The organism is Rhodococcus sp. 4CII, assembly GCF_014256275.1.
In the GTDB taxonomy this organism is placed as follows: Bacteria; Actinomycetota; Actinomycetes; order Mycobacteriales; family Mycobacteriaceae; genus Rhodococcus_F; species Rhodococcus_F wratislaviensis_A.
The window spans coordinates 4,033,539-4,058,791 of the sequence record NZ_JACCFE010000002.1 but is presented as its reverse complement, the minus strand read 5'-3'; the positions used below and the strand labels follow the sequence as shown (position 1 = coordinate 4,058,791).

General features: G+C 67.6%; 21 protein-coding genes and 2 pseudogenes. 13 read left to right on the top strand and 10 right to left on the bottom strand.

What is annotated here, in order from left to right; all coding sequences use genetic code 11:
• Positions 1 to 207: 207 nt before the first annotated feature.
• The 4 genes and pseudogenes from dnaK to H0B43_RS19480 form a co-directional block, all read left to right on the top strand.
• Positions 208 to 2,082 carry a molecular chaperone DnaK gene (gene dnaK / locus H0B43_RS19495; protein WP_185726436.1) on the top strand — a complete coding sequence of 625 codons (1,875 nt, stop codon included), beginning with the start codon at positions 208 to 210 and terminating at the stop codon, positions 2,080 to 2,082.
• Positions 2,079 to 2,861 (top strand): nucleotide exchange factor GrpE, encoded by a 783-nt coding sequence (grpE, locus tag H0B43_RS19490; protein ID WP_185726437.1) that lies wholly within the window; start codon positions 2,079 to 2,081, stop codon positions 2,859 to 2,861. Before dnaK ends, grpE begins: the two co-directional genes overlap by 4 nt.
• 32 nt (positions 2,862 to 2,893) lie before the next feature.
• Positions 2,894 to 3,631, top strand: a pseudogene (locus tag H0B43_RS19485) (DnaJ domain-containing protein); the annotation flags it as partial.
• Positions 3,632 to 3,749: 118 nt separating this feature from the next.
• A pseudogene (locus tag H0B43_RS19480) lies at positions 3,750 to 4,190 on the top strand (DnaJ C-terminal domain-containing protein); the annotation flags it as partial.
• 423 nt (positions 4,191 to 4,613) lie between these two features.
• Here the strand turns inward: H0B43_RS19480 and dnaB are convergent.
• From dnaB to rpsF, 5 genes are all read right to left on the bottom strand, one after another.
• Positions 4,614 to 6,005: a replicative DNA helicase gene (gene dnaB / locus H0B43_RS19475; protein WP_185726439.1), complete on the bottom strand. Its 1,392-nt coding sequence runs from the start codon at positions 6,003 to 6,005 to the stop codon at positions 4,614 to 4,616.
• Positions 6,006 to 6,573: 568 nt separating this feature from the next.
• Complete coding sequence (rplI, locus tag H0B43_RS19470) at positions 6,574 to 7,029, bottom strand: 50S ribosomal protein L9 (RefSeq protein ID WP_185726440.1); 456 nt, start codon at positions 7,027 to 7,029, stop codon at positions 6,574 to 6,576.
• A gap of 17 nt (positions 7,030 to 7,046) precedes the next feature.
• A complete protein-coding gene (rpsR, locus tag H0B43_RS19465) occupies positions 7,047 to 7,289 on the bottom strand; it encodes a 30S ribosomal protein S18 (RefSeq protein WP_005249686.1) in 243 nt (80 codons plus the stop codon).
• A 38-nt stretch (positions 7,290 to 7,327) separates the two neighbouring features.
• Positions 7,328 to 7,849, bottom strand: coding sequence for a single-stranded DNA-binding protein (locus H0B43_RS19460; protein ID WP_005249678.1), 522 nt, complete (start codon positions 7,847 to 7,849; stop codon positions 7,328 to 7,330).
• Positions 7,850 to 7,914: 65 nt separating this feature from the next.
• On the bottom strand, positions 7,915 to 8,202 hold the full coding sequence (gene rpsF / locus H0B43_RS19455; protein WP_005249677.1) for a 30S ribosomal protein S6: 288 nt from the start codon (positions 8,200 to 8,202) through the stop codon (positions 7,915 to 7,917).
• Between the two features lie 161 nt (positions 8,203 to 8,363).
• On the opposite strand from rpsF, the gene H0B43_RS19450 reads away from it, so the two are divergent.
• Both H0B43_RS19450 and H0B43_RS19445 read left to right on the top strand, forming a co-directional pair.
• The gene (locus H0B43_RS19450; protein ID WP_185726441.1) at positions 8,364 to 8,585 is read left to right on the top strand and encodes a DUF2945 domain-containing protein; all 222 of its coding nucleotides are present in this window, start codon (positions 8,364 to 8,366) and stop codon (positions 8,583 to 8,585) included.
• Positions 8,586 to 8,646: 61 nt separating this feature from the next.
• Positions 8,647 to 10,008 (top strand): glycosyltransferase family 87 protein, encoded by a 1,362-nt coding sequence (locus H0B43_RS19445; protein WP_185726442.1) that lies wholly within the window; start codon positions 8,647 to 8,649, stop codon positions 10,006 to 10,008.
• Positions 10,009 to 10,363: 355 nt separating this feature from the next.
• On the opposite strand, the gene H0B43_RS19440 is transcribed toward H0B43_RS19445, so the two are convergent.
• A complete protein-coding gene (locus tag H0B43_RS19440) occupies positions 10,364 to 11,308 on the bottom strand; it encodes an alpha/beta hydrolase (protein ID WP_185726443.1) in 945 nt (314 codons plus the stop codon).
• 28 nt (positions 11,309 to 11,336) lie between these two features.
• Entirely contained in the window at positions 11,337 to 12,983 is a 1,647-nt protein-coding gene (locus tag H0B43_RS19435; RefSeq protein WP_185950073.1) for an NAD(P)/FAD-dependent oxidoreductase, read from the bottom strand.
• A gap of 220 nt (positions 12,984 to 13,203) precedes the next feature.
• Here H0B43_RS19435 and H0B43_RS19430 point away from each other — a divergent pair, with 220 nt between their 5' ends.
• Both H0B43_RS19430 and H0B43_RS19425 read left to right on the top strand, forming a co-directional pair.
• On the top strand, positions 13,204 to 15,498 hold the full coding sequence (locus H0B43_RS19430) for a LuxR C-terminal-related transcriptional regulator (protein WP_185726445.1): 2,295 nt from the start codon (positions 13,204 to 13,206) through the stop codon (positions 15,496 to 15,498).
• A 112-nt stretch (positions 15,499 to 15,610) separates the two neighbouring features.
• A complete protein-coding gene (locus H0B43_RS19425; RefSeq protein ID WP_185726446.1) occupies positions 15,611 to 15,898 on the top strand; it encodes a CD225/dispanin family protein in 288 nt (95 codons plus the stop codon).
• Here the strand turns inward: H0B43_RS19425 and H0B43_RS19420 are convergent.
• The 3 genes from H0B43_RS19420 to H0B43_RS19410 form a co-directional block, all read right to left on the bottom strand.
• Positions 15,895 to 17,508 (bottom strand): glycosyltransferase 87 family protein, encoded by a 1,614-nt coding sequence (locus H0B43_RS19420; protein ID WP_185726447.1) that lies wholly within the window; start codon positions 17,506 to 17,508, stop codon positions 15,895 to 15,897. The two genes, H0B43_RS19425 and H0B43_RS19420, sit on opposite strands and share 4 nt — an antisense overlap.
• Positions 17,509 to 17,530: 22 nt before the next feature.
• Positions 17,531 to 19,684 (bottom strand): transglycosylase domain-containing protein, encoded by a 2,154-nt coding sequence (locus tag H0B43_RS19415; protein WP_185726448.1) that lies wholly within the window; start codon positions 19,682 to 19,684, stop codon positions 17,531 to 17,533.
• A gap of 551 nt (positions 19,685 to 20,235) precedes the next feature.
• Positions 20,236 to 20,655 (bottom strand): DUF5318 domain-containing protein, encoded by a 420-nt coding sequence (locus H0B43_RS19410; RefSeq protein ID WP_185726449.1) that lies wholly within the window; start codon positions 20,653 to 20,655, stop codon positions 20,236 to 20,238.
• 88 nt (positions 20,656 to 20,743) lie between these two features.
• Here H0B43_RS19410 and H0B43_RS19405 point away from each other — a divergent pair, with 88 nt between their 5' ends.
• The 5 genes from H0B43_RS19405 (at position 20,744) to H0B43_RS19385 (ending at position 25,238) form a co-directional block, all read left to right on the top strand.
• On the top strand, positions 20,744 to 21,610 hold the full coding sequence (locus H0B43_RS19405; protein ID WP_185726450.1) for a DUF1707 domain-containing protein: 867 nt from the start codon (positions 20,744 to 20,746) through the stop codon (positions 21,608 to 21,610).
• 24 nt (positions 21,611 to 21,634) lie between these two features.
• Positions 21,635 to 22,459 (top strand): DUF1707 domain-containing protein, encoded by an 825-nt coding sequence (locus H0B43_RS19400; protein ID WP_185726451.1) that lies wholly within the window; start codon positions 21,635 to 21,637, stop codon positions 22,457 to 22,459.
• 7 nt (positions 22,460 to 22,466) lie between these two features.
• The gene (locus tag H0B43_RS19395; protein WP_185726452.1) at positions 22,467 to 23,258 is read left to right on the top strand and encodes a DUF1707 domain-containing protein; all 792 of its coding nucleotides are present in this window, start codon (positions 22,467 to 22,469) and stop codon (positions 23,256 to 23,258) included.
• Positions 23,259 to 23,602: 344 nt separating this feature from the next.
• Positions 23,603 to 24,160 (top strand): PadR family transcriptional regulator, encoded by a 558-nt coding sequence (locus tag H0B43_RS19390; RefSeq protein WP_141470616.1) that lies wholly within the window; start codon positions 23,603 to 23,605, stop codon positions 24,158 to 24,160.
• The gene (locus tag H0B43_RS19385) at positions 24,153 to 25,238 is read left to right on the top strand and encodes an inositol-3-phosphate synthase (RefSeq protein WP_144288878.1); all 1,086 of its coding nucleotides are present in this window, start codon (positions 24,153 to 24,155) and stop codon (positions 25,236 to 25,238) included. Before H0B43_RS19390 ends, H0B43_RS19385 begins: the two co-directional genes overlap by 8 nt.
• Positions 25,239 to 25,253: the final 15 nt, after the last annotated feature.

Here is a 25,253-nt window from a genome sequence, read left to right as displayed (position 1 = left end):
ACCGCCTGCCATCCCCTCACCGGCGCGACCGCTGACTCAGTGCCGCCCCACGAGCACTCCCCCAGTCGCTGAATTCATAGGAGAAAAAGTGCTGTGATTGCGTCATATTTTCTTGACGGTAGCCGCTGCACGGAGAGAAAATTGAACTGTCAACGGAAGGGTTTCGGCGGGTGCGCCGAGAGTGCGCCCGGGTGTGAGGAGGGAGTCATGGCACGGGCGGTCGGGATCGATCTCGGCACCACGAACTCGGTGGTGTGTGTCCTCGAGGGCGGCGATCCGGTCGTGGTCGCCAACTCGGAGGGTTCACGCACCACGCCGTCGGTGGTGGCATTCGCGCGCAGCGGTGAGGTGCTGGTCGGCCAGCCCGCCAAGAACCAGGCCGTCACCAACGTCGATCGGACAGTGCGGTCGGTGAAACGGGAGATCGGCACCGACTGGCACGTCGCGATCGACGACAAGAACTACACCGCTCAGGAAATCAGCGCCCGGGTATTGATGAAACTCAAGCGGGACGCCGAATCCTATCTCGGCGAGGACATCACCGACGCGGTGATCACCGTCCCCGCCTACTTCAACGACGCCCAGCGTCAGGCCACGAAGGAAGCCGGCCAGATCGCCGGCCTCAATGTCCTGCGGATCATCAACGAGCCCACCGCGGCCGCACTGGCCTACGGCCTCGACAAGGGAGAGAAGGAACAGACAATCCTGGTCTTCGACCTCGGTGGCGGCACCTTCGACGTCTCCCTGTTGGAAATCGGCGAGGGAGTAGTCGAAGTCCGGGCCACGTCCGGCGACAACCACCTCGGTGGTGACGACTGGGACGACCGGATCGTGAAGTGGCTGGCCGAGAAGTTCAGGGCGAGCTCCGGATTCGACCTGACGAAGGACAAGATGGCGATGCAGCGGCTCCGGGAGGCCGCGGAGAAGGCCAAGATCGAATTGTCCTCGTCGCAGAGCACGTCGATCAACCTGCCCTACATCACCGTCGACGCTGACAAGAACCCGCTGTTCCTCGATGAACAACTCTCGCGCAGCGAGTTCGAGAGGATCAGCTCCGATCTCCTCGACCGCACCCGGGCCCCGTTCCAATCGGTGATCAAGGACGCGAAAATTTCCGTCAAAGACATCGACCACGTCGTGCTTGTCGGTGGTTCCACCCGGATGCCCGCGGTGACGAATCTGGTGCGCGAGCTGACCGGCGGGAAGGAACCGAACAAGGGTGTCAACCCGGACGAGGTCGTCGCCGTCGGTGCCGCCCTGCAGGCCGGTGTCCTCGGCGGTGAGGTCAAGGACGTGCTGCTCCTCGACGTCACCCCTCTCTCGCTCGGCATCGAAACCAAGGGTGGCGTGATGACCAAGCTCATCGAGCGCAACACCACCATCCCGACCAAGCGTTCCGAGACCTTCACCACGGCCGACGACAACCAGCCGTCGGTGCAGATCCAGGTGTTCCAGGGTGAGCGCGAGATCGCCTCGCACAACAAGTTGCTCGGCTCCTTCGAACTGACCGGGATCGCCCCGGCCCCGCGTGGCGTGCCACAGATCGAGGTCACCTTCGACATCGACGCCAACGGCATCGTGCACGTGACCGCGAAGGACAAGGGCACCGGCAAGGAGAACCGGATCCGGATCCAGGAAGGCTCGGCAGTGTCGAAGGAGGACATCGAACGGATGATCCGCGACGCCGAGGCACACGCCGCCGAGGACAGCCGCCGCCGGGAGGAGGCGGAGACTCGCAATCAAGCCGAGTCGCTGGTGTATCAGACCGAGAAGTTCATCAAGGACAACGAGGACAAGGTGCCCACCGACGTCACCGGCAAGGTTCGGTCGGCGATCAAGAACGTACAGGACGCGTTGGCCGGTACCGACCTCGCGGCGATCAAGACTGCCGTGGAGAAACTGGGCACCGAATCCCAGGCCCTCGGCGAGGCGATCTACGCCGCCCAAACCGCCCAACAAGGCGCGGCAACCGGTGGCGGCGACGGCACCGGTGCGGCCGCCGGAGCCTCCGGTGACGGGCAGGGCGCCGAAGACGTCGTCGACGCGGAGGTGGTGGACGAACCCCGGAAGGGACGGCCATGAAAAGAGCAAACGATGATCGGCCCCGCGGGCAGCCCGAGCAGGGCAACGGGCGGCAGCCGCACCGCGAACCGATCGCGATCACCGACCGGCGCCGCATCGACCCGGTCACCGGAAGGGTCCGCGAACATACCCCCGCGTCCTCGTCCACACACACGGACCACGGTGCGACATCGGCACGGGGACCGGGAGCCGGGTCCCGGCAGGTCGAGTCCGACCCGGTGGCGGAGCTGACCGCCGATCTGCAACGCCTGCAGGCCGAATACGCCAACTACCGGCGCCGCGTCGATCGGGATCGTGCGGCGGCCGCCGAGAACGCGAAAGCGTCGGCCGCCGCCCGGTTCCTGGGCATCCTCGACGACCTGGACTGGGCCCGCGAACACGGCGACACCGCCCGCGAGCCGATGCACGGTCTGGACCGGAAGCTTCGGGCAGCCCTGATCGGGCTGGGGGTGGCCGCGTTCGGCGAACGAGGCGACCGATTCGATCCCACCCTGCACGAGGCCGCCAGTCACCAGGGCCACGGCACCGACCTCGTGGTGGACGGCGTGCTCCGGCGTGGCTACACCTTCGGCGAACGGAAGGTGCTGCGGACCGCGCTGGTCACCGTGATCGACCGCGAACAATACGAAACCGATGCCGCCGACCTCCCCCTCGGCGACGAAGACGCCGGACCGGGTGACTCCGGCACCGCCGCCCAGGTGTCGGACCCGGCACCGGCCTCGGACGCGAGCCCTTCACACGGACCGGCCGGACCGGACCCACCTGGCGGGCCCCGATAAAGATCCGATCGATCCGGAAGGGAGGAGATCCTGTGACGCAGCAGGAGTGGATCGAACGCGACTTCTACGCCGACCTGGGCGTCCCCTCCACGGCATCGGCGCAGGAGATCAAACGCGCGTACCGCACCCTGGCCCGGCAACTGCACCCGGACGCCAACCCCCACGACAGGACCGCCGAGGAACGGTTCAAAGCGGTCAGCGAGGCACACAGGGTGCTCTCGGACCCGGCAACCCGCAAGGAATACGACCAGACCCGGCAGCTGTATCGCTCCGGGGCCTTCCACCGAGCAGGAACGCGGACCGGCACCTACACCGGACGGGCAGCCGGCGCGGGCGGCTTCGACATCTCCGACCTGTTCGGCGGCGGTTCCCCGTTCACCACCGCCGGCGAGGCCGGGTTCGGCGACGCGTTCGGAGACCTGTTCCGGCGCAGCGGCACCCGCACCGGCGCGACCCGCCCGCGGCGCGGCAGCGACGTCGAGGCCGAGGCCCGACTGCCGCTGCGGCAGGCGGTCACTGGGGTGGTGCTGCCGCTGCAGGTCAACTCCCCCACGGCATGTACCACCTGCCACGGCAGCGGCGCCCGCCCCGGCACCCATCCGCGCCGGTGCCCCTCGTGCGGCGGAGCCGGCACCCACACCCGCAACCAGGGCGGCTTCGGGTTCAGCGACTCCTGCGACGACTGCCGCGGCACCGGGATGGTCATCGACACCCCGTGCGCGGACTGCCAGGGCAGCGGGGTCGGGTACCGCACCCGCACCATCAACGTCCGCATCCCACCCGGAGTGGTGGGGTGGTGACAGCGGAGGTATGCGCGGTGGGATGGTATGACGCACCGCATCCGCTGCCACCCAGGGCGAGCCGTCGGCTCAGCGCGGCCACGTCCGCATCCCACCCGGAGTGGCGGACGGTCAACGCATCCGGCTGCCCACCCAGGGCGAGCCCGGGCTGCGCGGCGCCCCGTCCGGAGATCTGTACGTCACCGTCGGGGTGGACCCGGACCCGGTGTTCGGCCGGAACGGGGACGACCTCACGGTGACCGTGCCGGTCAGCTTCGCCGAACTCACCCTCGGCGCCACGATCTCGGTGCCCACACTCGACAGTCATGTCAGCGTGAAGATCCCCGCCGGCACCCCATCTGGTCGCACCTTCCGGATACGCGAACGCGGGGTCCGCTGCCGCAACGAAAAGCCCGGGGATTTGCTGGTCACCGTGCAGGTCGCGGTGCCGAAACGGCTGGACCAAAGGGCCATCGACGCCCTGCGCGCCTACGAAAAGGCCGAGAAGGCCGACGGATTCGACCCCCGCGCCTCGTGGCCCGGCCGCTGAGGACCACCGGCCGATCGGATGACGGCGGCGGCTAGTAGGTGGAGAGGGCGATCACCGTCGGTGCCGTTGTCATCTGACATGCTTCGGCTTGGCCGGAGTTCGCCATTTCGGCTCGCTGGTGTTGCGGCGCAACGCCTTCGCCGCTGCGCTCGCATCAGGTCAGTGTGGGATTCGTTCCTCCGAATTCCTGCTCGAGGTCGGCCGCATGCTGAAGCGCCCACCCCCCTCGTTGAGCTGGGACGTCGGGGGCGCCCCGACGCGAGCGGGTCGGGCTCGATGACGGCATTCGACGCCGGAAACGGTAGTAGTGAGGCGTCCCGGCGATAACAGGGCCCGGACAAGCAGCCACAATCACAACGGCGGCGCCACCCCTAGGAAGTGGCGCCGCCGCGCGTGAACAATAGCCTTCGCTGCTGCTGCTAGCTAACCTCTCGCCATGTCCACGAACTTGGACAGGTGAAGCTGGTGCGCCACAGTGATTGTCGCGGTCGGACCGTTACGGTGCTTGCCGAGAATGAGGTCGGCCTCGCCGCCGCGGGGGTCGTCGCGTTCGGTCGCGTCGGGGCGGTAAAGCAGGATCACCATGTCGGCATCCTGCTCGAGACTGCCCGATTCGCGCAGGTCAGCGACCTGCGGGCGCTTGTCCTGCCGCTGTTCGGGACCACGGTTCAGCTGGCAGATCGCGACCACGGGAACTTCGAGTTCCTTCGCCAGAAGCTTGAGGCTACGGGAGAACTCGGAGACTTCCTGCTGACGAGACTCGACCTTCTTACCGGAGCTCATCAGCTGCAGGTAGTCGATCACGATCAGTTTGATGTCGTGTTTCTGCTTGAGCCGCCGGGCCTTTGCGCGAATCTCCATCATCGTGAGGTTCGGCGAGTCGTCGATGAAGAGCGGCGCCTCACTGATCTCGCTCATGCGGCGAGCGAGCTTCGTCCAGTCGTCGTCGGTCATCTTGCCGGAGCGCATGTCGCCGAGCTTGATCTTCGCCTCCGCCGACAGCAGACGCATGACGATCTCGGTCTTGCTCATCTCCAGCGAGAACATGACGCTGGCCATGCCGTGCTTCACGGAGCAGGAGCGCAAAAAATCCATTCCCAGGGTCGACTTACCGACACCGGGTCGCGCCGCGACGATGATCATCTGACCGGGGTGGAGGCCGTTGGTGATCTCGTCGAGTTCGACGAAGCCGGTGGGCACACCGAGGGAGATGCCGCCGCGGCTGGCGATGGAGTCGATCTCGTCCATCGTGGGCTGCAGGAGTTCCTCGAGGGGGACGAAGTCTTCGGTTGTGCGGCGTTCGGTGACCTCGAAGATCTCGGCCTGCGCGCGGTCGACGACCTCGGCGACGTCCTGACCGTCGGCGCCGGTGTAGCCGTACTGGACGATGCGGGTGCCGGCGTCGACGAGGCGACGCAGGATGGCCTTTTCCGCCACGATCTCGGCGTAGTAGCCGGCGTTGGCGGCGGTGGGCACCGTCTGGGTGAGCGTCACCAGATAGGGCGCGCCGCCGATGCGACGGAGTTCGCCGCGGCGATCCAGTTCTGCGGACACCGTCACCGGGTCGGCGGGTTCACCGCGGCTGTAGAGGTCGAGGATCACGTCGTACACCGACTGATGCGCGGGACGGTAGAAGTCGCCGGGGCGGAGGACCTCGAGCACGTCCGCGATGGCGTCCTTGCTGAGGAGCATGCCGCCGAGCACCGACTGCTCCGCCGCCATGTCCTGAGGGGGCTGCCGGCCGAACTCTTCACCGGGCTCCGCGTCGGGCGGACCCGGGTATTCGGAATGGCCCCGATCGTCTACTACAGCCACTCGACCGACCTTCCCCATCACTGTTGCGCCGCCCGGAAAATGCTTCCGGTATTTGGTGCCCCGAACTCTTTGTACTCGCCCCCACCGACAACCTTCGCAGGCTCTCCGCGGCTGCCGACGTCGTGATCGTGAGGCACGCCGGGACGACGTTAGGGATTAGCTACCCAGGGTTCAAACCGGCCTGTGTACACAGTTGGGGACAAATTGTGTAAACCGCTGGGGACGTTTGTTAACCCCATGGGGATAACCTGAGGATAAGTGCATATCACAATCTCAAAGCCCCAGTTCAGAGCCGTTTTTTGGATTCTCCCCACTGTGGATGAAAACCCGTTCGGCGTGTCTTTCGCGTTGACGACTCGGGCGTGTTGAGTTGATCGCCCCTGCGTGGCAATATGATTCACCTCACACACCGCCGACGGGGGCGGCTAACTTCCAGTCACACCTGGAAGCCGGTCCCCTGCGCGCCTCACACCCCCGAAAACACGCGGGCGAGCCGGCAGCCGGAATCGACAAGCGCAGGCCCCCCGCACGCCGAGGCGTCCGGGGGGCCTGTGTTCGAACGAGTCGACTAGGCGCCGACGACGTTCAGGTGGAACTTCGCAACCACGTCGGGGTGCAGGTTCACGACGATGGCGTGCTTGCCGGTCGCCTTGATGTGAGCCTTCGGCAGCTCCAGGCTGCGCTTGTCGACGACGGGTCCACCGGCGGCCTTGATGGCACCGGCAACGTCGGCGGCGGTCACCGAACCGAACAGCTTGCCCTTGTCACCGGCGGTCTTGACCGTCAGCGAGATGTTCTCGAGACCCTCGATGGCGTCCTTGAGCTCCTTGGCGTGGTCGAGACCGCGCACGGCGCGGGCTTCCTGCGCACGACGGATGCCCTCGACCTGCTTCTCGGCGCCACGGGTGGCGACGATGGCCAGGCCGCGGGGCAGCAGGTAGTTGCGGCCGTAGCCGTCCTTGACCTCGACGGTGTCGCCAGGCGCACCGAGGTTGTCCACGTCAGCGGTGAGGATGAGCTTCATGTCTTTCCTCCCTTTCCTTAGCGAGCCACGGTGGCGTAAGGCAGCAACGCCACCTCACGTGAGTTCTTGACGGCAATGGCAACGTCGCGCTGGTGCTGGACGCAGTTGCCGGTGACACGGCGCGCGCGGATCTTGCCGCGGTCGCTGACGTACTTACGCAGCAGCGTCGTGTCCTTGTAGTTGATCTGCGTGTTCTTCTCTTTGCAGAAGATGCAGATCTTCTTCTTCATTACCTTGTCGCGCAAGGGCGGCTTCGGCATTTGTTTGCTCTTTTCTGGATGTTCCGATCAGGTACGGATCAGAACGGGGGTTCGTCGCTCCCACCACCAGAGCCTCCGAAGGAGCCGGACGCCTGCGGCGCGCTGCCCCACGGATCATCTCCGCCGGTGTTGGATTGCGGACGTCCGCCGCCCGATCCGCCGGAGGAACCGAAGCCACCGCCGCTGCCGCCACCACGGTTGGCCTTGTTGACCTTGGCCGTGGCGTACCTCAGCGAGGGGCCGATCTCGTCGACCTCGAGCTCGACGACAGTGCGCTTTTCACCTTCACGAGTTTCGTAGGAGCGCTGCTTGAGCCGGCCGCTCACGATCACTCGCGAGCCACGGGTCAAGCTCTCCGCGACGTTCTCGGCTGCCTCGCGCCAGATGTTGCAACGCAGAAACAGTGCTTCGCCGTCTTTCCATTCATTGGTCTGACGGTCGAAGGTGCGGGGCGTGGACGCGACAGTGAAGTTCGCGACCGCGGCACCCGCGGGGGTGAATCGAAGCTCCGGATCAGCCGTCAAGTTTCCGATGACGGTGATGACGGTGTCGCCTGCCATATGGTTCCTCCTGCAGAATGTGGAGTTCGGTTGGGCACGAGCCTAGGGCTGGTGACCGACAGAAATCACTTGTTGTGGCGCAGAACCTTCGTACGCAGCACCGACTCGTTCAGACCGAGCTGACGATCGAGCTCCGCGACGGTGGCGGGCGTAGCGCTGATGTCGATCACCGCGTAGATGCCTTCGCTGTGCTTCAGGATCTCGTAGGCGAGACGACGCTTACCCCAGACATCGACCTTGTCGATCTTGCCGCCGTCCTGGCGAACAACATTGAGGAACGTATCCAGCGAAGGAGCAACAGTGCGCTCGTCCAGGCTGGGGTCAAGGATGACCATCAATTCGTAATGACGCATAAGACCTCATCACCTCCTATGGACTAGTGAAAACGGCCACGGACTGTCCGTGGCAGGAGGGTCGTTGCGTCAGCAACCTTTGCAGGGTACATGACGAGCCCCTGACCAGCGAAATCAGGCCGTCCGGTGTGATCGGGGGTACCGATGGGTACGCAGACACGATGGCAGCCGACAAGAATTTGCACCGAGGCGACAAGGTGGAGTGGAAGACGCACGGCACCACCACGTCCGGCGAGGTCGAGGAAGAGATCACCGAGGACACCAGGGCGGCGGGCCGCACCGTGCGGGCCTCCGAGGACGACCCGCAGTACCGCGTCGTCAGCGACAAGACCGGAAAGGACGCCGTCCACAAGCCCGACGCCCTGCGCCGGACGGAGGACTGACCGCCGCACGCACGGCGTTTCCGCTTCGCACGCGGGGGCCCGCGCACCTTAGTGTGGATTCATGCATATCGGAGCTCGGCAGCGGTCGCCGATCACGGCGTTCGTCGTCGGGTTGGCGGGCCTCGCCATGCTCGCCGGCTACCTGCAGAAGGCGCGGTGCGCCGGGGCGCCGTTCGACGGCGTCGGGCGAAGCCTGCTCTTCGACCGCATCAAGGACACGCAGGTCTGCTATTCCGACATCCAGTTCCTGTGGCTCGGCCGCGACGTCAACCTGCACGTCTTCCCGTACGTCACTGGGGGGATCAACGCCGACGGCGTGCTCACCGGCGGCACCGTCGAGTACCCGGTTCTGAGCGGTGTCCTCATGTGGCTCGGCGGCATCGGTTCCCACACCGACGCCGACTTCCTGCTGCACTCGGCGCTGATCCTCGCGCCGTTCGGCCTGCTCACGGCATGGATGCTGGGACGTCTGGCGGGGTGGTGGGCGTTGCTGTGGTCGGCGACTCCGCCGCTGGTCCTGTACGCCTTCCACAACTGGGAACTGCCGGTGGTCGCAACGTCGGTGGCCGCGATCTTCGTCATGACGTTCGAGCGCATCCCGCTCCGCGCCCGCGCCGTCCTCGCGGCGGTGCTCCTCGCCATCGGTTTCTGTCTGAAGCTGTATCCGGGCGCGTTCGTGCTCCCACTGATGGCGTACGTCCTCACCCGGAACGGCACCGCCGGCCGACGCTACGACGTGCGCGGCGCGATGATGGTCGCGGCCGCCGCGATCACCACCGTCGTGGCGGTGAACCTGCCGTTCGCTCTCATCTCCTACAGCGGGTGGCGGGCGTCGTTCACGTTCCAGCAGAACCGTCAGGCCGACCTCACCACCAATTCCATCTGGTACTGGGGCCTGCGACCGCTGTTCGGTCCGGTCTCCGACGACGTCCCGCTCCCGGCATACGACCAGACGGTGAGCCTGCTGTCGCCGCTTCTCGTGTGCGTCGCGTTCGCGATCGCCCTGCGGCTCGGCTGGATGCGATTCCACCGCGACGGCGTGTACCCGTGGATCGCCGTCAGCGCGGCCATGCTGTGCGGTTTCCTGCTGCTGCACAAGGTGCATTCGCCGCAGTACACGCTGTGGCTCATCCCGTTCTTCGTCCTGCTGCGCGTCCCGTGGGGGCTCGTCGCGGCGTATCTCGTGGCCGACCTGTCGATGGGGATCGGCGTCTTCAAGTATTTCGGCGCCCTCGCCGCGCAGACGGACGCGTCGACGTTCGAGGTTCTGGTGAAGTTCGGGGTGTGGGGCCGCGCGGGACTGCTGGTGGTGCTGTTCTTCGTGTTCCTGCGCGCGACTCTTCGGCATCCTCCGGCTCGCGGCCACACCGGTCCCGGTTCGGACCACCGGCCGATGCTGAAATCTCCCGAGCCGGTGCGATGAGCGAATCCCGGTTCGCGCACCCCATTTCTCACCGGGCGGCACGTGCGGCTCGAGCCGCCGGGCGAGATGCACGTCGACGGACTGCTGGACGCGGTCGACGACCCCCGGATCTTCCACTGGACGTCGGTCGCCATCGCCGTCCGCGTCGAAGGCACACCGACGAACGCAACGCCCACTCCCGCGGCGGCGCCACGCCAAACTGGGAGCCGAGTTCGAGGGCATCCTGCGCAAGCACCGACGCCGACGCGGCGGAACCTGGCGCAACACCGCGCTCTTCTCGATGGTCGACGAGGAATGGCCACGCATCAGCCCCCGACTCGAGGCTCGAGTCGAGGGCTGACGCGACCGGGTCACGTCACACGACGGGGGCGGTGGCCGTCACCCTCTTCACGAACTCGACGACCGCCGCACGCATTTCGCTGCTGCGCGGCACGGCCCCGGACATCCAGAACGCTCCGTGGATCAGACCGTCGAACCGGATCGCTTCGGTATCGACCCCGGCCTGCCGCAGCGACGCGGCGTACGCTTCGGCCTCGTCGCGCGCCACCTCGTTCTCGGTGGTGAGCACGAGGGCCGGCGGAAGTCCCTCGAGGCTCGTGGCGCGACTCGGTATCGCATACGGATGTTGCGCGTCGTCGGGCGAGGACAGGTAGTTGCTCCAGAACCAGTCGAGGTCGCCGGCGCCGATGATGTACCCCTCGGCGAACTCCCGCCGGGACGGGAACTCCGCGTTGGGATCGATTACCGGATAGATCAGCACCTGCCCCCGCAGGTGGGGTCCGCCCGCGTCGCGTGCGCGCAGCGCGGTGACGGCGGCCAGGTTGCCGCCGGCGCTGTCGCCCATGACGACGACGTTGCCGGCGTCGCCGCCGTATTCGGTGACGGTGTCGGCCACCCACTGCAGGGCGGCCGCGGCGTCGTCGGCGGCTGCGGGGAAGCGATGCTCGGGAGCGCGGCGGTACGTCGCGGCCACCACGACCGCGCCCGTACCGTTCGCGACCGCCCGCGCCGGTTCGTCGATCACGTCGAGGTCGCCGGCGACGAACCCGCCGCCGTGGAAGTACAGGACCACCGGATGCGGCGCCGGACCGTCGGGCACGTAGATCCGCAGCGGGATCTGCGTGCCGCCGCTGACGTAGTGTGCGTCCGCCACCCGGGCCACGGGTTCGGGCGGCGCCTGCAGTCCGGTGAACGTGCCCACCACCGCGCGGGCCTCGTCCACGGTCATCTGCTCGAAAGCCTTCATACCTTGCGCCTGCAGTCCGGCGATCAGTTCTGCTGCGTGTGCGTCGAGTGCCATGTCGGTCTCCTCTGTCGGGGGTTCTGGGTCAGGACACGGTGGTGGCGGCGCGGGCCTCGGCCCGGGCGAGGTCGAAACCGGAGTAGCCGGCCTCGACGACCTCGGCGCACGTCGCCCGGTAGGTGGGCGCCCCGCCGAGGTAGACCATGCAGGCGCGGGGCTTACCGGGAATGTTCGCGCCCATGTACCACGAGTTCGTCTCCGGCAGCAGGGTCTGGTCGGCGATCTCGTTGGTCAATGCGCCCCAGTCGCTTTCGGCCTGTGCGGTGGGCTCGATGACGTCGAGGCCGCGGCCGTTCAGGTGGTCGATCGCGTCGGTGGCGAAGTCGACGTGGTCCTCGATGGCGAGCGGCATGTTGTACAGCACCGACGGCGACTGCGGTCCGGTGACGAGGAACAGGTTCGGGAACTCGTTGACCATGATCCCGAGGTACGTCCGGGGCCCGTGCTCCCACTTCTCGGCCAGCCGCAGCCCGCCTCGACCGCGGATGTCCATCGCCATCAGCGGACCGGTCATCGCGTCGAATCCGGTTGCCAGGACGATGGTGTCGACCTCGTAGACTCGGTCACCCACCCGGACCCCGCTCGCGGTGATCTCGTCGATCGGCGTGGACTTCACGTCGACGACGCTCACCGAGTCGCGGTTGAACGCCTCGTAGTAGTTGGTCTCGAGCGGGGGCCGCTTGGTGCCGTACGCGTAGCCCGTCGGCGCCAGCGTCGCCGCCTTCGCCGGGTCCTGGACGCGCTCGTGGATCCGCTCCCGGATGTAGTCGGCGATCGTGTCGTTGGCGGCCTTGTCGAACAGGATGTCCTGGTAGGAGTCGATGAACAGCCGGAACCCGCCGGCGTTCCAGCGTTCGTCGAACGTGCGGCGACGCTCGTCGGCCTCGACGGCGAGCGCGGACGGCTGCACCTGGGTGAACGGCACGCCGAGGAAGTGGTTGCGGGCCGCGTCCCGGACCTCGCCGTAGTTGCGCTTGATCTCGGCCACCTCGTCCGGGTCGATGGGACCGTTGCCGAGGGGGGTGGCGAAGTTGGGGGTCCGCTGGAACACCACCAGTTCGGCCGCATCCTCGGCGATGAACGGGATGGCCTGGATGCCGCTCGCCCCGGTCCCGATCACGGCGACGCGTTTGCCGGTGAAGTCGGCGCCCTCCCTCGGCCAGTTGCCGGTGAGCAGCACCTCGCCGCGGAAGTTGTCGATGCCGCCGAACTCCGGGGTCTTCGGGACGGACAGGTTGCCCGCACCCGAGATGAAGAAGCGACTCCGCACGCTCTGCCCGTCGTCGGTGTGCACCGTCCACACCGAGTCGTCGTCGTCCCAGTGCACACCGACCACCCGGGTGCCGAACGTGATGTCTTTGCGCAGGTCGAAGCGGTCGGCGACGTGTTCGAGGTAGCGGAGGATCTCCGGTTGCCCCGCGAACTTCTCACTCCACTGCCATTCCTGCTGCAGATCCTCGTCGAACGAGTACGAGTAGTGGATGCTTTCGATGTCGCAGCGGGCTCCCGGGTACCGATTCCAGAACCAGGTGCCGCCCACGTCCGATCCGGCCTCGAACACGCGCGTCGTCAGGTTCATCGTGTCGCGCAACTTGCGCAGCGCGTAGAGGCCGGCGAATCCGGCGCCCACGACGACGACATCGACGTCGGCGGAAGAAATGGTCTTTGACATGGTGCTGAGCTCCTCGTGAACGATGGGTTCCGGCTGAGTTGGAGCGGCCAACCGGGCATGCCAACCACGATGACCCACGTCACATCACCCCCACACGGGGTAAAACACCCCCTTCGTTACCTGTGTTGGCCGTCACATTCCGGTGGGGGTAGGTTCGTGACACCCTGGCCGCTCGGAAGAGGGAGATCCACTGACTCGCTCGAGAGAACTAACGAGGTCGATGACCAGCTTCATCGGCCGGCGCCGCGAAATCGAGGAAGCCCGGGCCCGGTTGCAGCAGTCCCGGCTCGTGTCACTGCTCGGTGCCGGTGGTGTCGGGAAGACTCGACTGGCCGAGGAACTCGCGGTCCGCTCCGCCCGCGCGTTCCGCGACTCGGTCCGGTGGATCGACCTCGCCCCCGTCCGCGATCCCGACGCGCTGCCCTCCGCGGCCGCGGCCGCGCTCGGCGTCACCGACCAGTCGAGCCGCGCGGTCATGGACAAGGTGATCGACCACCTGCGGTCGCGGCACCTGCTGATCGTCCTCGACAACTGCGAGCATCTGCTGTCCGCTGCAGGAGAATTCGTCGGCACGGTCCTCGCCGCCGCGCCGGAGGTCCGGATCCTCACGACGAGCCGCGAGCCGCTCGGGATCGCCGGGGAGTTCACGTACGTCCTTCCGCCGCTGAGCACTCCGGGTGACATCGAGGACTGCCGCGCATCGGAGATCGCGCCGTTCGAGTCGGTGTCTTTGCTGGTGGAACGCGCGCAAAGTGTGGTCGCCGACTTCCGCCTCACCGACGCGAACGCCCACGCCGTCGCGCAGCTGTGCAATCAGCTCGACGGGATCCCGCTCGCCATCGAACTCGCCGCGGTCCGGCTGCGATCCCTGTCCGCTTCGCAGCTCGTCGAGCGCCTCGACAGACGGTTCGCACTCCTCACCGGCGGCGACCGCGCCGCCCTGCCCCGGCAGCAGACGCTCCGCGCCCTCATCGACTGGAGTTACGAGCTGTGCTCCGACACCGAGCGGCTGCTGTGGTCCCGGCTGGCGGTGTTCCCCGGCAGTTTCGATCTCGAGGCCGCCGAGGCGATCTGCGGATTCGGCGCGCTGTCCGACTCACCGGTCATCGACGTCCTCGATCGGCTGGTCGGAAAAAGCCTTGTCACCGTGGACCGTTCGACCGAGAGGCTCCGTTACTCCCAGCTGATGACGGTGCGGGAGTACGGGCAGGAGCTTCTCGACCTCGGCGGAGAGCGCGACGAGTTGTACCGGCGACATCTCGAACACTATTCGGAGCGAGCCCGCCGGTCGTCGCTCGACTGGTGCGGGCCAGGACAATCCGAGACGCTCGCGGGACTGCGGATCGACCACCCCAATCTCGTCGCCGCCCTGGACTGGGCCCTGCACGACGACTCGCAGCGGGCCGCGGCCGCCGAACTGGCCGTCGCGCTGCGGTACCACTGGATCGCCGGCGGCAACCTGTCCGACGGGCGTATCCGGCTCGAGCGGATCCTGCAACGGCTCACCGAACCGACCCGGGAGCGGGGCGACGTGCTGTGGGTGACCGCGTGGACCGCGCTGATCCAGGGCGACCGCGACGCCGCACGGGATCATCTCGACGAATGCGCGGCGATCGCGGCGGCACTCGGCGACGAGCGACTCCGGGCGCACGCCGATCACTGGGCGGGGATCCACGCAGTGTTCTCCGGCCGCCCCGCCGACGCGATCCTGTTGTTCCGTGACGCGATCGCCGTCCACCGCGCCGTCGGCGACACGGCCTCCGCGCTGACGGCGTCGTTCGAGCTGGGTATGGCGCAGACCTACGACGGCCACCTCGACGACGCACTGGAGACGTGCCGCGACGTGATCGCGGTGGCGGACAGGCACGGCGAGAAGTGGAACAAGGCCTACGCCCTCTGGGTTTCGAGCGTCGCGTACTTCCACCTGGGCCGGTCCGACGACGCCGTCGACGCCGCCCGGCAGGCGCTGCGGATCCAACGCGATTTCAAGGACAAGATCTGTACGGCCCTGTCGATCGAGGTGCTGTCGTGGGTGGCGACGTCGAGCGGCGACGCGAACGCGGCGGCGACACTGTGCGGCGCCGCGAAGGGGGTGTGGCACCGGCTCGGCACGTCCGTCGCGGCGTTCGGGCCCCACATCACCGACGACTCCCAGTCGTCCGAGCGGGACGCCGCCCGCATGGTGGGGCCCGGCGAGTTCGCCCAGCTCGCAACGCCCGCGATCCGGCTCACCATCGAGCAGGCAGTCGACCTCGCGCTCGGCACCCGGACCGAGGACGCGCCGGCCACCCGCGCCGAGCCCTCACCGCTCACCAAGCGGGAACAGGAAATCGCCGAACTACTCGCGCAGGGCCTCAGCAATCGGCAGATAGCCGAGGCCCTCGTGATCTCGCGGCGCACCGTCGACGGGCACGTCGAGCACATCTTCGACAAGCTCGCCGTCGGCTCCCGCACCCAGGTGGCGGCGTGGGTCGCGGCGCGGTCGCATCCGCCGACCGTGGACAGCGGCCGGTAGCCGGGACATAACCGTAGGCGCGCGAAAGGCACTGCACAGTCGGGCATCTGGACGGGTCTATACTCCACGTCGTCGCCCACTGGCCGTGGGCAGGACCACGGGGAGGCAACGCATGACGTCGCAGCAGCAGGACACCGGGGCGGACTACCGCGGGCCGCTCGCCCCGCCGCCCGCCAGCGGTCTGCCGCTCGCCGCCGTCGCGATTTTCGCGTTCGTGCCGTTCGGCATCGTCGCGCTGCTGCGTTCGCTCACCGTCCACCGACTGTGGGAGAGCGGCGAATACGACCGTTCCGTGCGCGCCGCCGCCGACGCCCGCCAGTGGTCGATCCGCGCGATCGCCCTCGGAGTGTCGATCGCGGTGTTCGCCGTCGGCGCGGCGCTGGTGCTGTCGAAGTCTTAGACCGGTGAAACACCGGGAGCGGGAGCAGCTTCCGCCCGGGTCCGCGGGCGCAACCGGTCCGGCAGCCACCGCGGCTGATCGTCCGGAGCCTGGTCGAGCACGCCGCCTGCCGGGTCGTCGACGAAGCCGTACCGCACGAGGTCCTCGCCGGGACGGTAGATCTGGCGGACGATCAGCGCGCAGATGACGACGACGGCGACGTCGCGGACCACCACCGCGGCGGTGAACCACTGCTCAGGCAGTCCCTTGTTGGACACGCCCAGGTAGTAGAACATTCGCGGCACCCACACCAGCGCGTCGACGGTCATCCAGGCCAGCAGGATCCGCCGGTGCGGGAACGCGAGCACGGCCAGCGGCACCAGCCACAGCGAGTACTGCGGGCTCCACACCTTGTTGGTGAGCAGGAAACCCGCCACCAACAGGAAGCACAGTTGCGCCAGCCGCGGCCGGCGCGGCGCCGTCAGCGCGACGTACCCGATTCCGACGCACACCAGGACGAACAGCACGAACGACACGGAGTTGAGCACGGTGGGCGCCTGACCGGACGGGAGGATGCCGTCGAATCCGGTCCAGCCCGTGAACGACGAGATGACGTTGTAGACGGAATCCGGGTCGGCGCCCCGTTCGGAGTTGAGCCGGAAGAACTCCGCCCAGCCGCGCGGGAACAGCAGGGCGATCGGCAGATTCACCGCGAGCCACACACCGACACCGGTCAGCGCCGTCACCGACCACACCCGCACCTTTCCGGTGCGCAGGCACAGCACCAGCAGAGGTCCGAGCAGGAGCAGCGGATACAACTTGGCCGCGCCACCGAGCCCGAGCAGGATCCCGGCGAGCACCGGCCGTTTCCGCGACCACGCCAACAGGCCGCCCGCCGCGAAAGCCGTTGCGAGGGGATCGAAATTCGTGAACGCGTGCACGATCACGAGTGGGGACGCGGCGATCAGCGCGGCATCCCAGATGCGGCGCCCCGCCAGCAGCGCGCTGGCCCACACCGTGACCAGCCACGCCAGCGCCAGACCGAACGCGACCACGTTGAAATAGATCGCGACCTGCAGCCCACCGGGTAGCCAGTGCACCGCGTCCCACGACTTCGCGATCGTCATCGCGCCGTACTGGTAGAGCCCGGAGATCACCGGGTACTCCATGTAGCGGCGTTGCACCTGGCCGTTGCCTGCGGCCTCCTCCCACCACTTCTTGTAGGGGAAGGCGCCCTCGTTCAACCGTTCCGCACCGTACAGGGGCACCGTGTCCGAGTAGCACATCGCGACGTACTGCCGGCTGCCGCTCCAGTCGAGCCCGAGCGCGCCGTTCTCGCCGACCGGCGCCTGCTGGATGCACGGAGCCTTCGCGAACCAGCCGAGCGCGAGAAACACGATCGCCAGCAACAGGATGGCGCGCATCGGTGTGAAGAACCGGCTGCGCCCGACGACCGCATGCCGCCCGATCGGACCGCCGATCACCCCCGACAGCTCGGCGGTCAGCGGGTCGGTGCGCCCCGGAAGGTCCCGCCAGTCCGCGGAGCGCCGGTCCTTCGCCAGCGGCGCGGGCGAGACGAATCCCGTCTCGCCCGCGTCTCGGACGGCGTGCGCGTCACGGTTTTCGGCCACTCAGCGAGGCTACCGGTCGCCGTTAACGGGTCGGAACCTGCTGCTGGCCGTTACCCGCGTTCGGCGGCCTGGTCGTCTCCGGCTCCGCCGGCACGGCGGGGGCCGGGGTGGTCTGCCGCGGTGCCAGACCCGGAATCGGAATGGTGATCCCGGGCAGGATCTCCACCGGCGACGGCGTCACGACCACCGGCGGCACGAGCTCCGTCGGCAACTGGAACGTGCTCGACGGCGGCGCCGACGTCTTGGTCGGTGCAGGCGCCGAATAGGCCGGGACACCCGACTGACCACCGATCGCTCCCGGCTTCGGGAACTTCTCGACGTCGGTGCCGTCGAGGGCGCCGTCCATCGTGTCCTTCCAGATGTCGGAAGGCAGACCGGAACCGTAGATCATGGCGCCGCCGCTGTTCTTCAGCGCCGAACCGTCCGTGGTGCCCACCCAGACCGCCGTCGACAGCGACGGGGTGTAGCCGACCATCCACGCGTCCTTGTTCTGCCCGGTGTCGCCGAGCTGCGCGGTACCCGTCTTCGCGGCCGACGGACGTCCGCCCGCCAGGTTGTGGTTGCGCGAGTACCCGGCGATGGGCTCCATCGCCGACGTCACGTTGTCGGCGACGTCCTTGTCGATGCGGTCCTCACCGGTGTCGCCGCCGCGGTCGAGCAGCACGGTGCCGTCCGCGCTCACGACCTTCTGCACGAAGTGCGGGGCGTGATACGTGCCCGACGCGGCCAGTGTGGCGTACGACGACGCCATGTCGAGGACCCGCGACTGGTACTGGCCGAGCACGATGCCGTTGTTCGGGCCGCTGCCGTCCGGCTCGGTCAGCGACGCACCGACACCCGGGATCTCCTTGGGGATGCCCGCCTTGTGTGCCATGTCGGCGATCGCCTGCGGTCCACCGTCGAGTGCGAGTTCCTGACGGTAGAAGCTGGTGTTCAGCGACCGCTTCAGCGCCTCGGCGATGGTGCAGGTGCCGCAGCCCTCACCCTCGACGTTGCTGATGGTGATGCCGTTGACCGTGAGCTCCGAGCTGTCGTACATCTGCGACAGCGGGATGCCCTGATCCAGGGCCGCTGCGAGACCGAACACCTTGAACGACGAACCGGTCTGCAGTCCGGCGTTCGCGAAGTCGTATCCGCCACCGTCCTCGCCGCCGTAGTACGCCCGCACCGCGCCGGTCTTCGGATCGACCGACACGACACCGGTACGCAGGTTCTCCGGCTCACCCTTCATGTTGGAGCGGGCCGCATCGACCGCCGCGGCCTGCGCGACCGGGTCGATCGTCGTGGTGATCTCGAGGCCCTCCGTGTTCAGCAGCTGCTCGCTGATCCCCGCCTCGCCCAGCTCCCGCAGCACCTGGTTCTTGATCAGGCCCTCCGGACCGGAGTCCTGGTTGCCGTTGTCGACCTGCGCGATCGGCACGTACGGCGGGTACTGCATCCCGGTCCGGGCCGACTGCTCGAGCGTCCCCGCCGACACCATGCCGTCGAGCACGTAGTTCCAGCGCGCCTGCGCACCCTCCGGGTTCGTCTCCGGATCCAGCAACGACGGCAGCTGGATCGACGACGCCAGCACCGCGCTCTCCTCGACCGTCAACTGGTCGACGGGCTTGTTGAAATACGCCTTCGACGCCGCGGCGATGCCGTACGCACCGCGCCCGAAGTAGATGGTGTTCAGGTACGCGGCGAGGATGTCGTCCTTGGACCACTCACGGGCCATCTTCGACGAGATGACGAGTTCCTTCATCTTTCGCGTCAGCGAACGCTCGGAACCGACCATCGTCTTCTTCACGTACTGCTGCGTGATGGTCGAGCCACCACCGGCGCTGTCCTTGCCCAGGACGTTGTCGCGGGCGGCACGCGCGAAACCACCGATCGAGAAGCCGGGGTTCGAGTAGAAGTCCCGGTCCTCGGCAGCGAGCACCGCGTCACGGGTGTGCTTCGGAATCTGGTCGAGCGTCACCTCGGTGCGGTTACCCTCGGGCGGCACGACCTTGCTGAGCACCGACGTTCCGTCGGACGCATAGATCGTGGCCACCTGATTGGTCTTGAGGTCGCCGGGGCGCGGAACGTCCTGGACGACGTATGCCGCCATGAACAGCAGGATCGGGATGATCAGACCCAGCGCGACACACGCGTACGCCGTCCGGCGCACGACCTTCCACCGCGACTTCTTCACAGCCGTCTTCTTTCCACCCTTGGGAGGTTCACCACCACGGCCGCCACCACCGGTCTTGCGACCGTTCGACGGCGGAGGTCCCGGCGGACGCCCACCGGGGCCCGACTGGTTCCGCGCGACCGGCGGCGGACCCGCGGGACGTCCGGGCGGCGGGCCCGGACGACGCGGCGGGGGACCCTGCGGCGGCGGGCCGGGGCGACGCGGCGGCGGGCCGGGGGGACGGCCACCACCCTGCGGGGGCGGAGGCGGCATGCGGCGCGGCGGCGAGCCGCCCGGTTGGCGCGGCGGCGAGCCGCCCGGTTGGCGCGGCGGCGAGCCGCCCGGTTGATGTGGCGGGGGCCCACCCGCAGGCTGTCCGCCGCGGGGTGGTGGACCTCCGGGGCGTCCCTGTGGCGGGGGGCCACTCGGTCGTCTCGGTCCGTTCGGTCGATCACCCGGGGCGTTGCTGCGGGGGGAACTCACGTACAAATCTCCAGTGGTCATGGACCGGCTTCAGTCCTGCGTTACGTCGGCGGGCATTCTTCGGCCCGCGTCCGTCTTCGGGCGTGTGTCTACTCGCTCGCGGTCCGGCGAGGCCGAGGCGAGGATCGCCGCGGCCGTTTCGGTGCGGGCACGGTACCGAGAACATATGACTGAACCAAATGGTTCCAGCTGCATGTCCGGCACACCTCGACCACGTGAACCGAGAATTCCTCCTGAGTGGACGCGAGACGCACCAACTCTTCGGCAGTACGAGCCGAACCCGACACCGGGCCCAGCTTGTCACCGAAGACCCAGGAGACCAGAGTCAACTGCTCCTTACGGCAGATCGGGCACACCACATCACTGCCCTTGCCGTGGAACTTTGCGGCACGAAGCAGGTAGGGGCTGGCGTCACAGACCTCCGTGACACCCGTCCTGCCCGAGTAGACCTCGGCCAGGAGAGACCGGCGCTGAAGCGCATAGTCCACCACCTGCCGCTGTATTCGCACGGAGACCAGAGTACGTGCGTCGCGTCGGGAGAGAAGGGGTCGGTCGAGTGACGCTGGTCAAACACGGTTACCCCACTACGATGCCGATGTGGCCACAGGACCGTCCTCGCAGACTCGCGCACGCGACCTCGACCGGGTCAACGCGTGCAGCCGACTCGACGCCGCCTACGCCGACGGCCAGCTCGGTGCCGCCGAGTACCACGACCGTAGCGCCCAGGCCATGTCCGCCAAGACCCTCACCGAACTGAACGTGCTGATCAGCGACCTGCAACTGGCGTCGTCGATCACCGATCAGGCACCGGTCCGGGCGCCGCGCTCGCCCCGGCGGGCCCTGCGGATCGCGGTCGCGTGCGGTGCCGTCATCGCGGTCGGAGCGATCGGTCTCGCGCTCACCGAGCAGGACGGTCCCGACCCCGTCACCGTCACCGTCCCCGTTCCCGTTCCCGCCCAGGTCGAGAAGGCGGTGGCCCAGCCGGAGGTCGAGGTGCCCGCCGTCGACCCGATCATCGTCGGCCGGGCGCAGCCCCTCACCCAGGACGGGATCTACGCCCTCTTCGAGCAGTACCGGCAGAAGTTCGGCGACCTCACCGTCCACGAACTGGCGTTGTACGACAAATACGCCATCCTGTCGCGGACCGCCGCCGACGCGCCCGACAAGGTCGACCGGTACGACTTCCGCGGTGGTTTCAAGGTGTCGGGCACCCGCACGCAGCGCCTTCCCGGGACCGGCGAAGTCGACCTCGCCCAGGTCGACGTCCCCGCACTCGCTGCCCTGCTCGGTGATGCGCCCCGACTGGTCGGAATTCCCGACGGCACCATCGGCCACGTCCTCCTCGCCGACGGCGGCACTGGACCTTCCGTCAACGTGTACGTCTACGCCAAGCAACAGTCCGGCGGCGGGTATCTGCGCGCGACACTCGGCGGAGACGTGTGGCAGGTGACACCCGCGAATTAGGGACGGGCGCTCTAAGATCCTCCCGTGGCCAGCCGATACCCACCGAACACGCGGGCGCGCGACGTCGATCGAGCCAACACGTCCGCACTGCTCGACGCCGCGTTCGGCGACGGCCAGATCAACGAGGCCGAACACCGGGCGATGTCCGACCTCGCCGCCGAATCCCGCACCCTCGCCGACCTCGACGTCCTGGTCAGCGACCTGCAACGACCCGCCGACGCACCACCGGACGCGACGCCCCCGCGCGACACCGCCCGGCACTGGTTCTCCGTCGCGGTCGCCGCTGCCGCAGTCGTGGCCGCTGTCGCCGCCTTCACCCTCGTCGACGGCGACGACGCACAGGCCACCGCAACCCCCGCCGCGCAACAGGCCGACTTCGATTCCGTGCAACCGCTGGTCGTCCCCACGCCGAGCCCCGTCACCCCCGACGGCATGAAGCTGTTCCTCGACCGGTACCGCGCCAAATTCGGCGACCTCATCGTCGACGAACTCTCCCTCTACGAGGCCGGCCACGGAAGTCTCGAACGGGCACTCCCTCTCGAACCGAATCGGGTGGTGAGTTACGACTACCGTGGCGGATTCACGCTGTCGGGCACACCCACCACTCGGAAAGTCGACACCCCCACCTTCGACCTGTCGACGCTGAACCTCGACCGGATCGGCGGAACGGTCGTGGGCGCCCCCGTGAGCCTCAACGTCCCCGACGGCAAAGTCAGTCACGTCTCGTTCGAGACCGATGACGACGGCCCCACCGTGTCGATCTACGTCAACAACGAGTTCAGCGAGAGCGGGCACATGGAACTCGCCCCCTCCGGTGAGCCCCTGAGCATCTACCCCTTCGGCAACTAGGATGCAGATGCCCAGCACCACGCCCGCAGGTATCCGCACCCGCGACTCGGATCGCGCCGACGCCTGCGGCCTCCTCGACGCCGCACTCACCGACGGCCAACTGTCCGCGGAAGAACACGCCTCCCGCACAGCCACCGCCATGAAGGCGAAGACGTTCGACGAGCTCGACCGACTGATCGGCGACCTGCAGATCCCCCGCCGGCTCGCCGCCAGCCCTGTCGTGTCCCCGCGGCGCCGCCGGTCACCCCGACGGTGGGTGTTCGCCGCCGTCCTCGTCGTCGCCGCGGCAGCCGTCGGCGGCATCGCCGGGGCGATCGCGAACAGCGACCTCGGACCCTCGAAAACCGTCCCGACCCTCACCACCGGCGCCGGCCTGCACTTCTTCCTCGACGAATACCGCGCCGAATACGGCGACCTCGTCGCCGACGAACTCGGCCTCTACCCCGCCCACGCCGTCTTCGACCGGCCCGCACCCGGCAACGCGCGCGAGTCCGACCCCCACCTCTACGACGGCGAATTCGACGACTGGGGCAGCCCCTCCACCCGAACCGACGACGACAGATCCTTCGACCTCGCCGCCGTCGACCAGATCGCCCTCGCCGGACTCCTCGCCGGAGCACCGGAAACCCTCCACGTCCCCGACGGCGCCGTCGAAATCATCTCCTTCCGCTACGAACCCGGATCCGACAACGGACCGCCGACCATCTCCATCCACGTCAAGAACGACGCCGGACACACCGGCCACATGGTCGTCGGCTTCGACGGCGAACCGTTCGAGATCTACCCCTACGAAAGCTGAACGTCCGGGGTCCTACCCTCCCGCGCCCCACCACGTCCCCACATCGCCCAATGTGACATCCGTTCAGTCAGACGGCACCGGTGTGACATTCGGCGACGGCACCGACCAGCTGCCGGCCAGCCGCCACCACGTCCCCACATCGCCCAATGTGACATCCGTTCAGTCAGACGGCACCGGTGTGACATTCGGCGACGGCACCGACCGGCACTGGCCGCCGCCCGACCGGCATCAACCACCTGTGACGGGTTGTCCCATGTATCGAGCGGGCGTATCGTCCTATATATCGGTGCGATATAGTTTCGAATCGCATCACACGGTTAGGTCGGGCGACTCAGGGGGTGAACGTGCTCGAATTGGCAATTCTCGGGCTGCTTCACGAGTCACCCATGCACGGATACGAGTTGCGCAAACGGTTGACGGGACTGCTGGGTGCTTTTCGCGCCTTTTCCTACGGTTCCCTCTACCCGACGCTCCGACGCATGCAGGCAGACGGTTTGATCGCCGAGGACGCAGGCCCTCCGGGGACCGTCAAGCGTCGTGCCCGCCGCGTCTACCAGCTCACCCCGATCGGCAAGGAGCGGTTCACCGAACTGGTCGCCGATACGGGTCCGCAGAACTACACCGACGATGGATTCGGCGTCCATCTCGCCTTCTTCAGCCGCACACCCGCAGAGGCGCGGATGCGGATTCTCGAGGGCAGACGACGTCAGGTCGAGGAGCGCCGGGAGGGGCTTCGAGACGCGATCGGCAGAGCAAGCGGGACGCTGGATCGCTACACCAAGCAGCTCCACCAGCTCGGTCTCGAATCCAGTGAGCGCGAAGTGCGCTGGCTCAACGAGCTGATCGCCGCCGAGCAATCGACAGCAACACCTAAGAAAGAAGGAGAACCCGACCATGGGTGAGAACAGCACCGCGGTGCGCGTAGCCATTGTGGGCGTGGGGAACTGTGCCTCGTCCTTGGTTCAGGGCGTGCAGTACTACAAGGACGCCGACGAGACGGCGACCGTTCCCGGCCTCATGCACGTCAAGTTCGGCAAGTACCACGTGCGCGACGTCCAGTTCGTCGCCGCGTTCGACGTCGACGCCAAGAAGGTCGGATTCGACCTGTCCGAGGCCATCTTCGCCAGCGAGAACAACACCATCAAGATCGCCGACGTCCCGCCCGCCGACGTTCCGGTGCTGCGCGGCCCCACCCTCGACGGCATCGGCAAGTACTACGCCGAGACCATCGAGATCTCCGAGGCCGAGCCTGTCGACGTCGTCAAGGCTCTGAAGGACGCCAAGGTCGACGTGCTGGTCTCGTACCTGCCCGTGGGTTCCGAGGACGCCGACAAGTTCTACGCCCAGTGCGCCATCGACGCGGGTGTCGCGTTCGTCAACGCCCTGCCCGTGTTCATCGCTTCCGACCCGGAGTGGGCTGCGAAGTTCAAGGACGCCGGCGTCCCGATCGTCGGCGACGACATCAAGTCGCAGGTCGGCGCCACCATCACCCACCGCGTGATGGCGAAGCTGTTCGAAGACCGCGGCGTGCAGCTCGACCGCACGATGCAGCTCAACGTCGGCGGCAACATGGACTTCAAGAACATGCTCGAGCGCGACCGCCTGGAGTCGAAGAAGATCTCGAAGACGCAGGCCGTGACGTCGAACCTGACCCGCGACCTCGGTCCGGGCAACGTGCACATCGGCCCGTCGGATCACGTCGGCTGGCTCGACGACCGCAAGTGGGCGTACGTCCGCCTCGAGGGTCGCGCGTTCGGTGACGTGCCGCTGAACCTGGAGTACAAGCTCGAGGTCTGGGACTCCCCGAACTCGGCCGGCATCATCATCGACGCCGTCCGCGCGGCCAAGATCGCCAAGGACCGCGGCATCGGTGGACCGGTTTACCCGGCGTCCGCGTACCTGATGAAGTCCCCGCCGGTCCAGATGGCGGACGACAAGGCTCGCACCGAGCTCGAGGCGTTCATCATCGACGCGGAGTAATCCACGCAGCAGCAG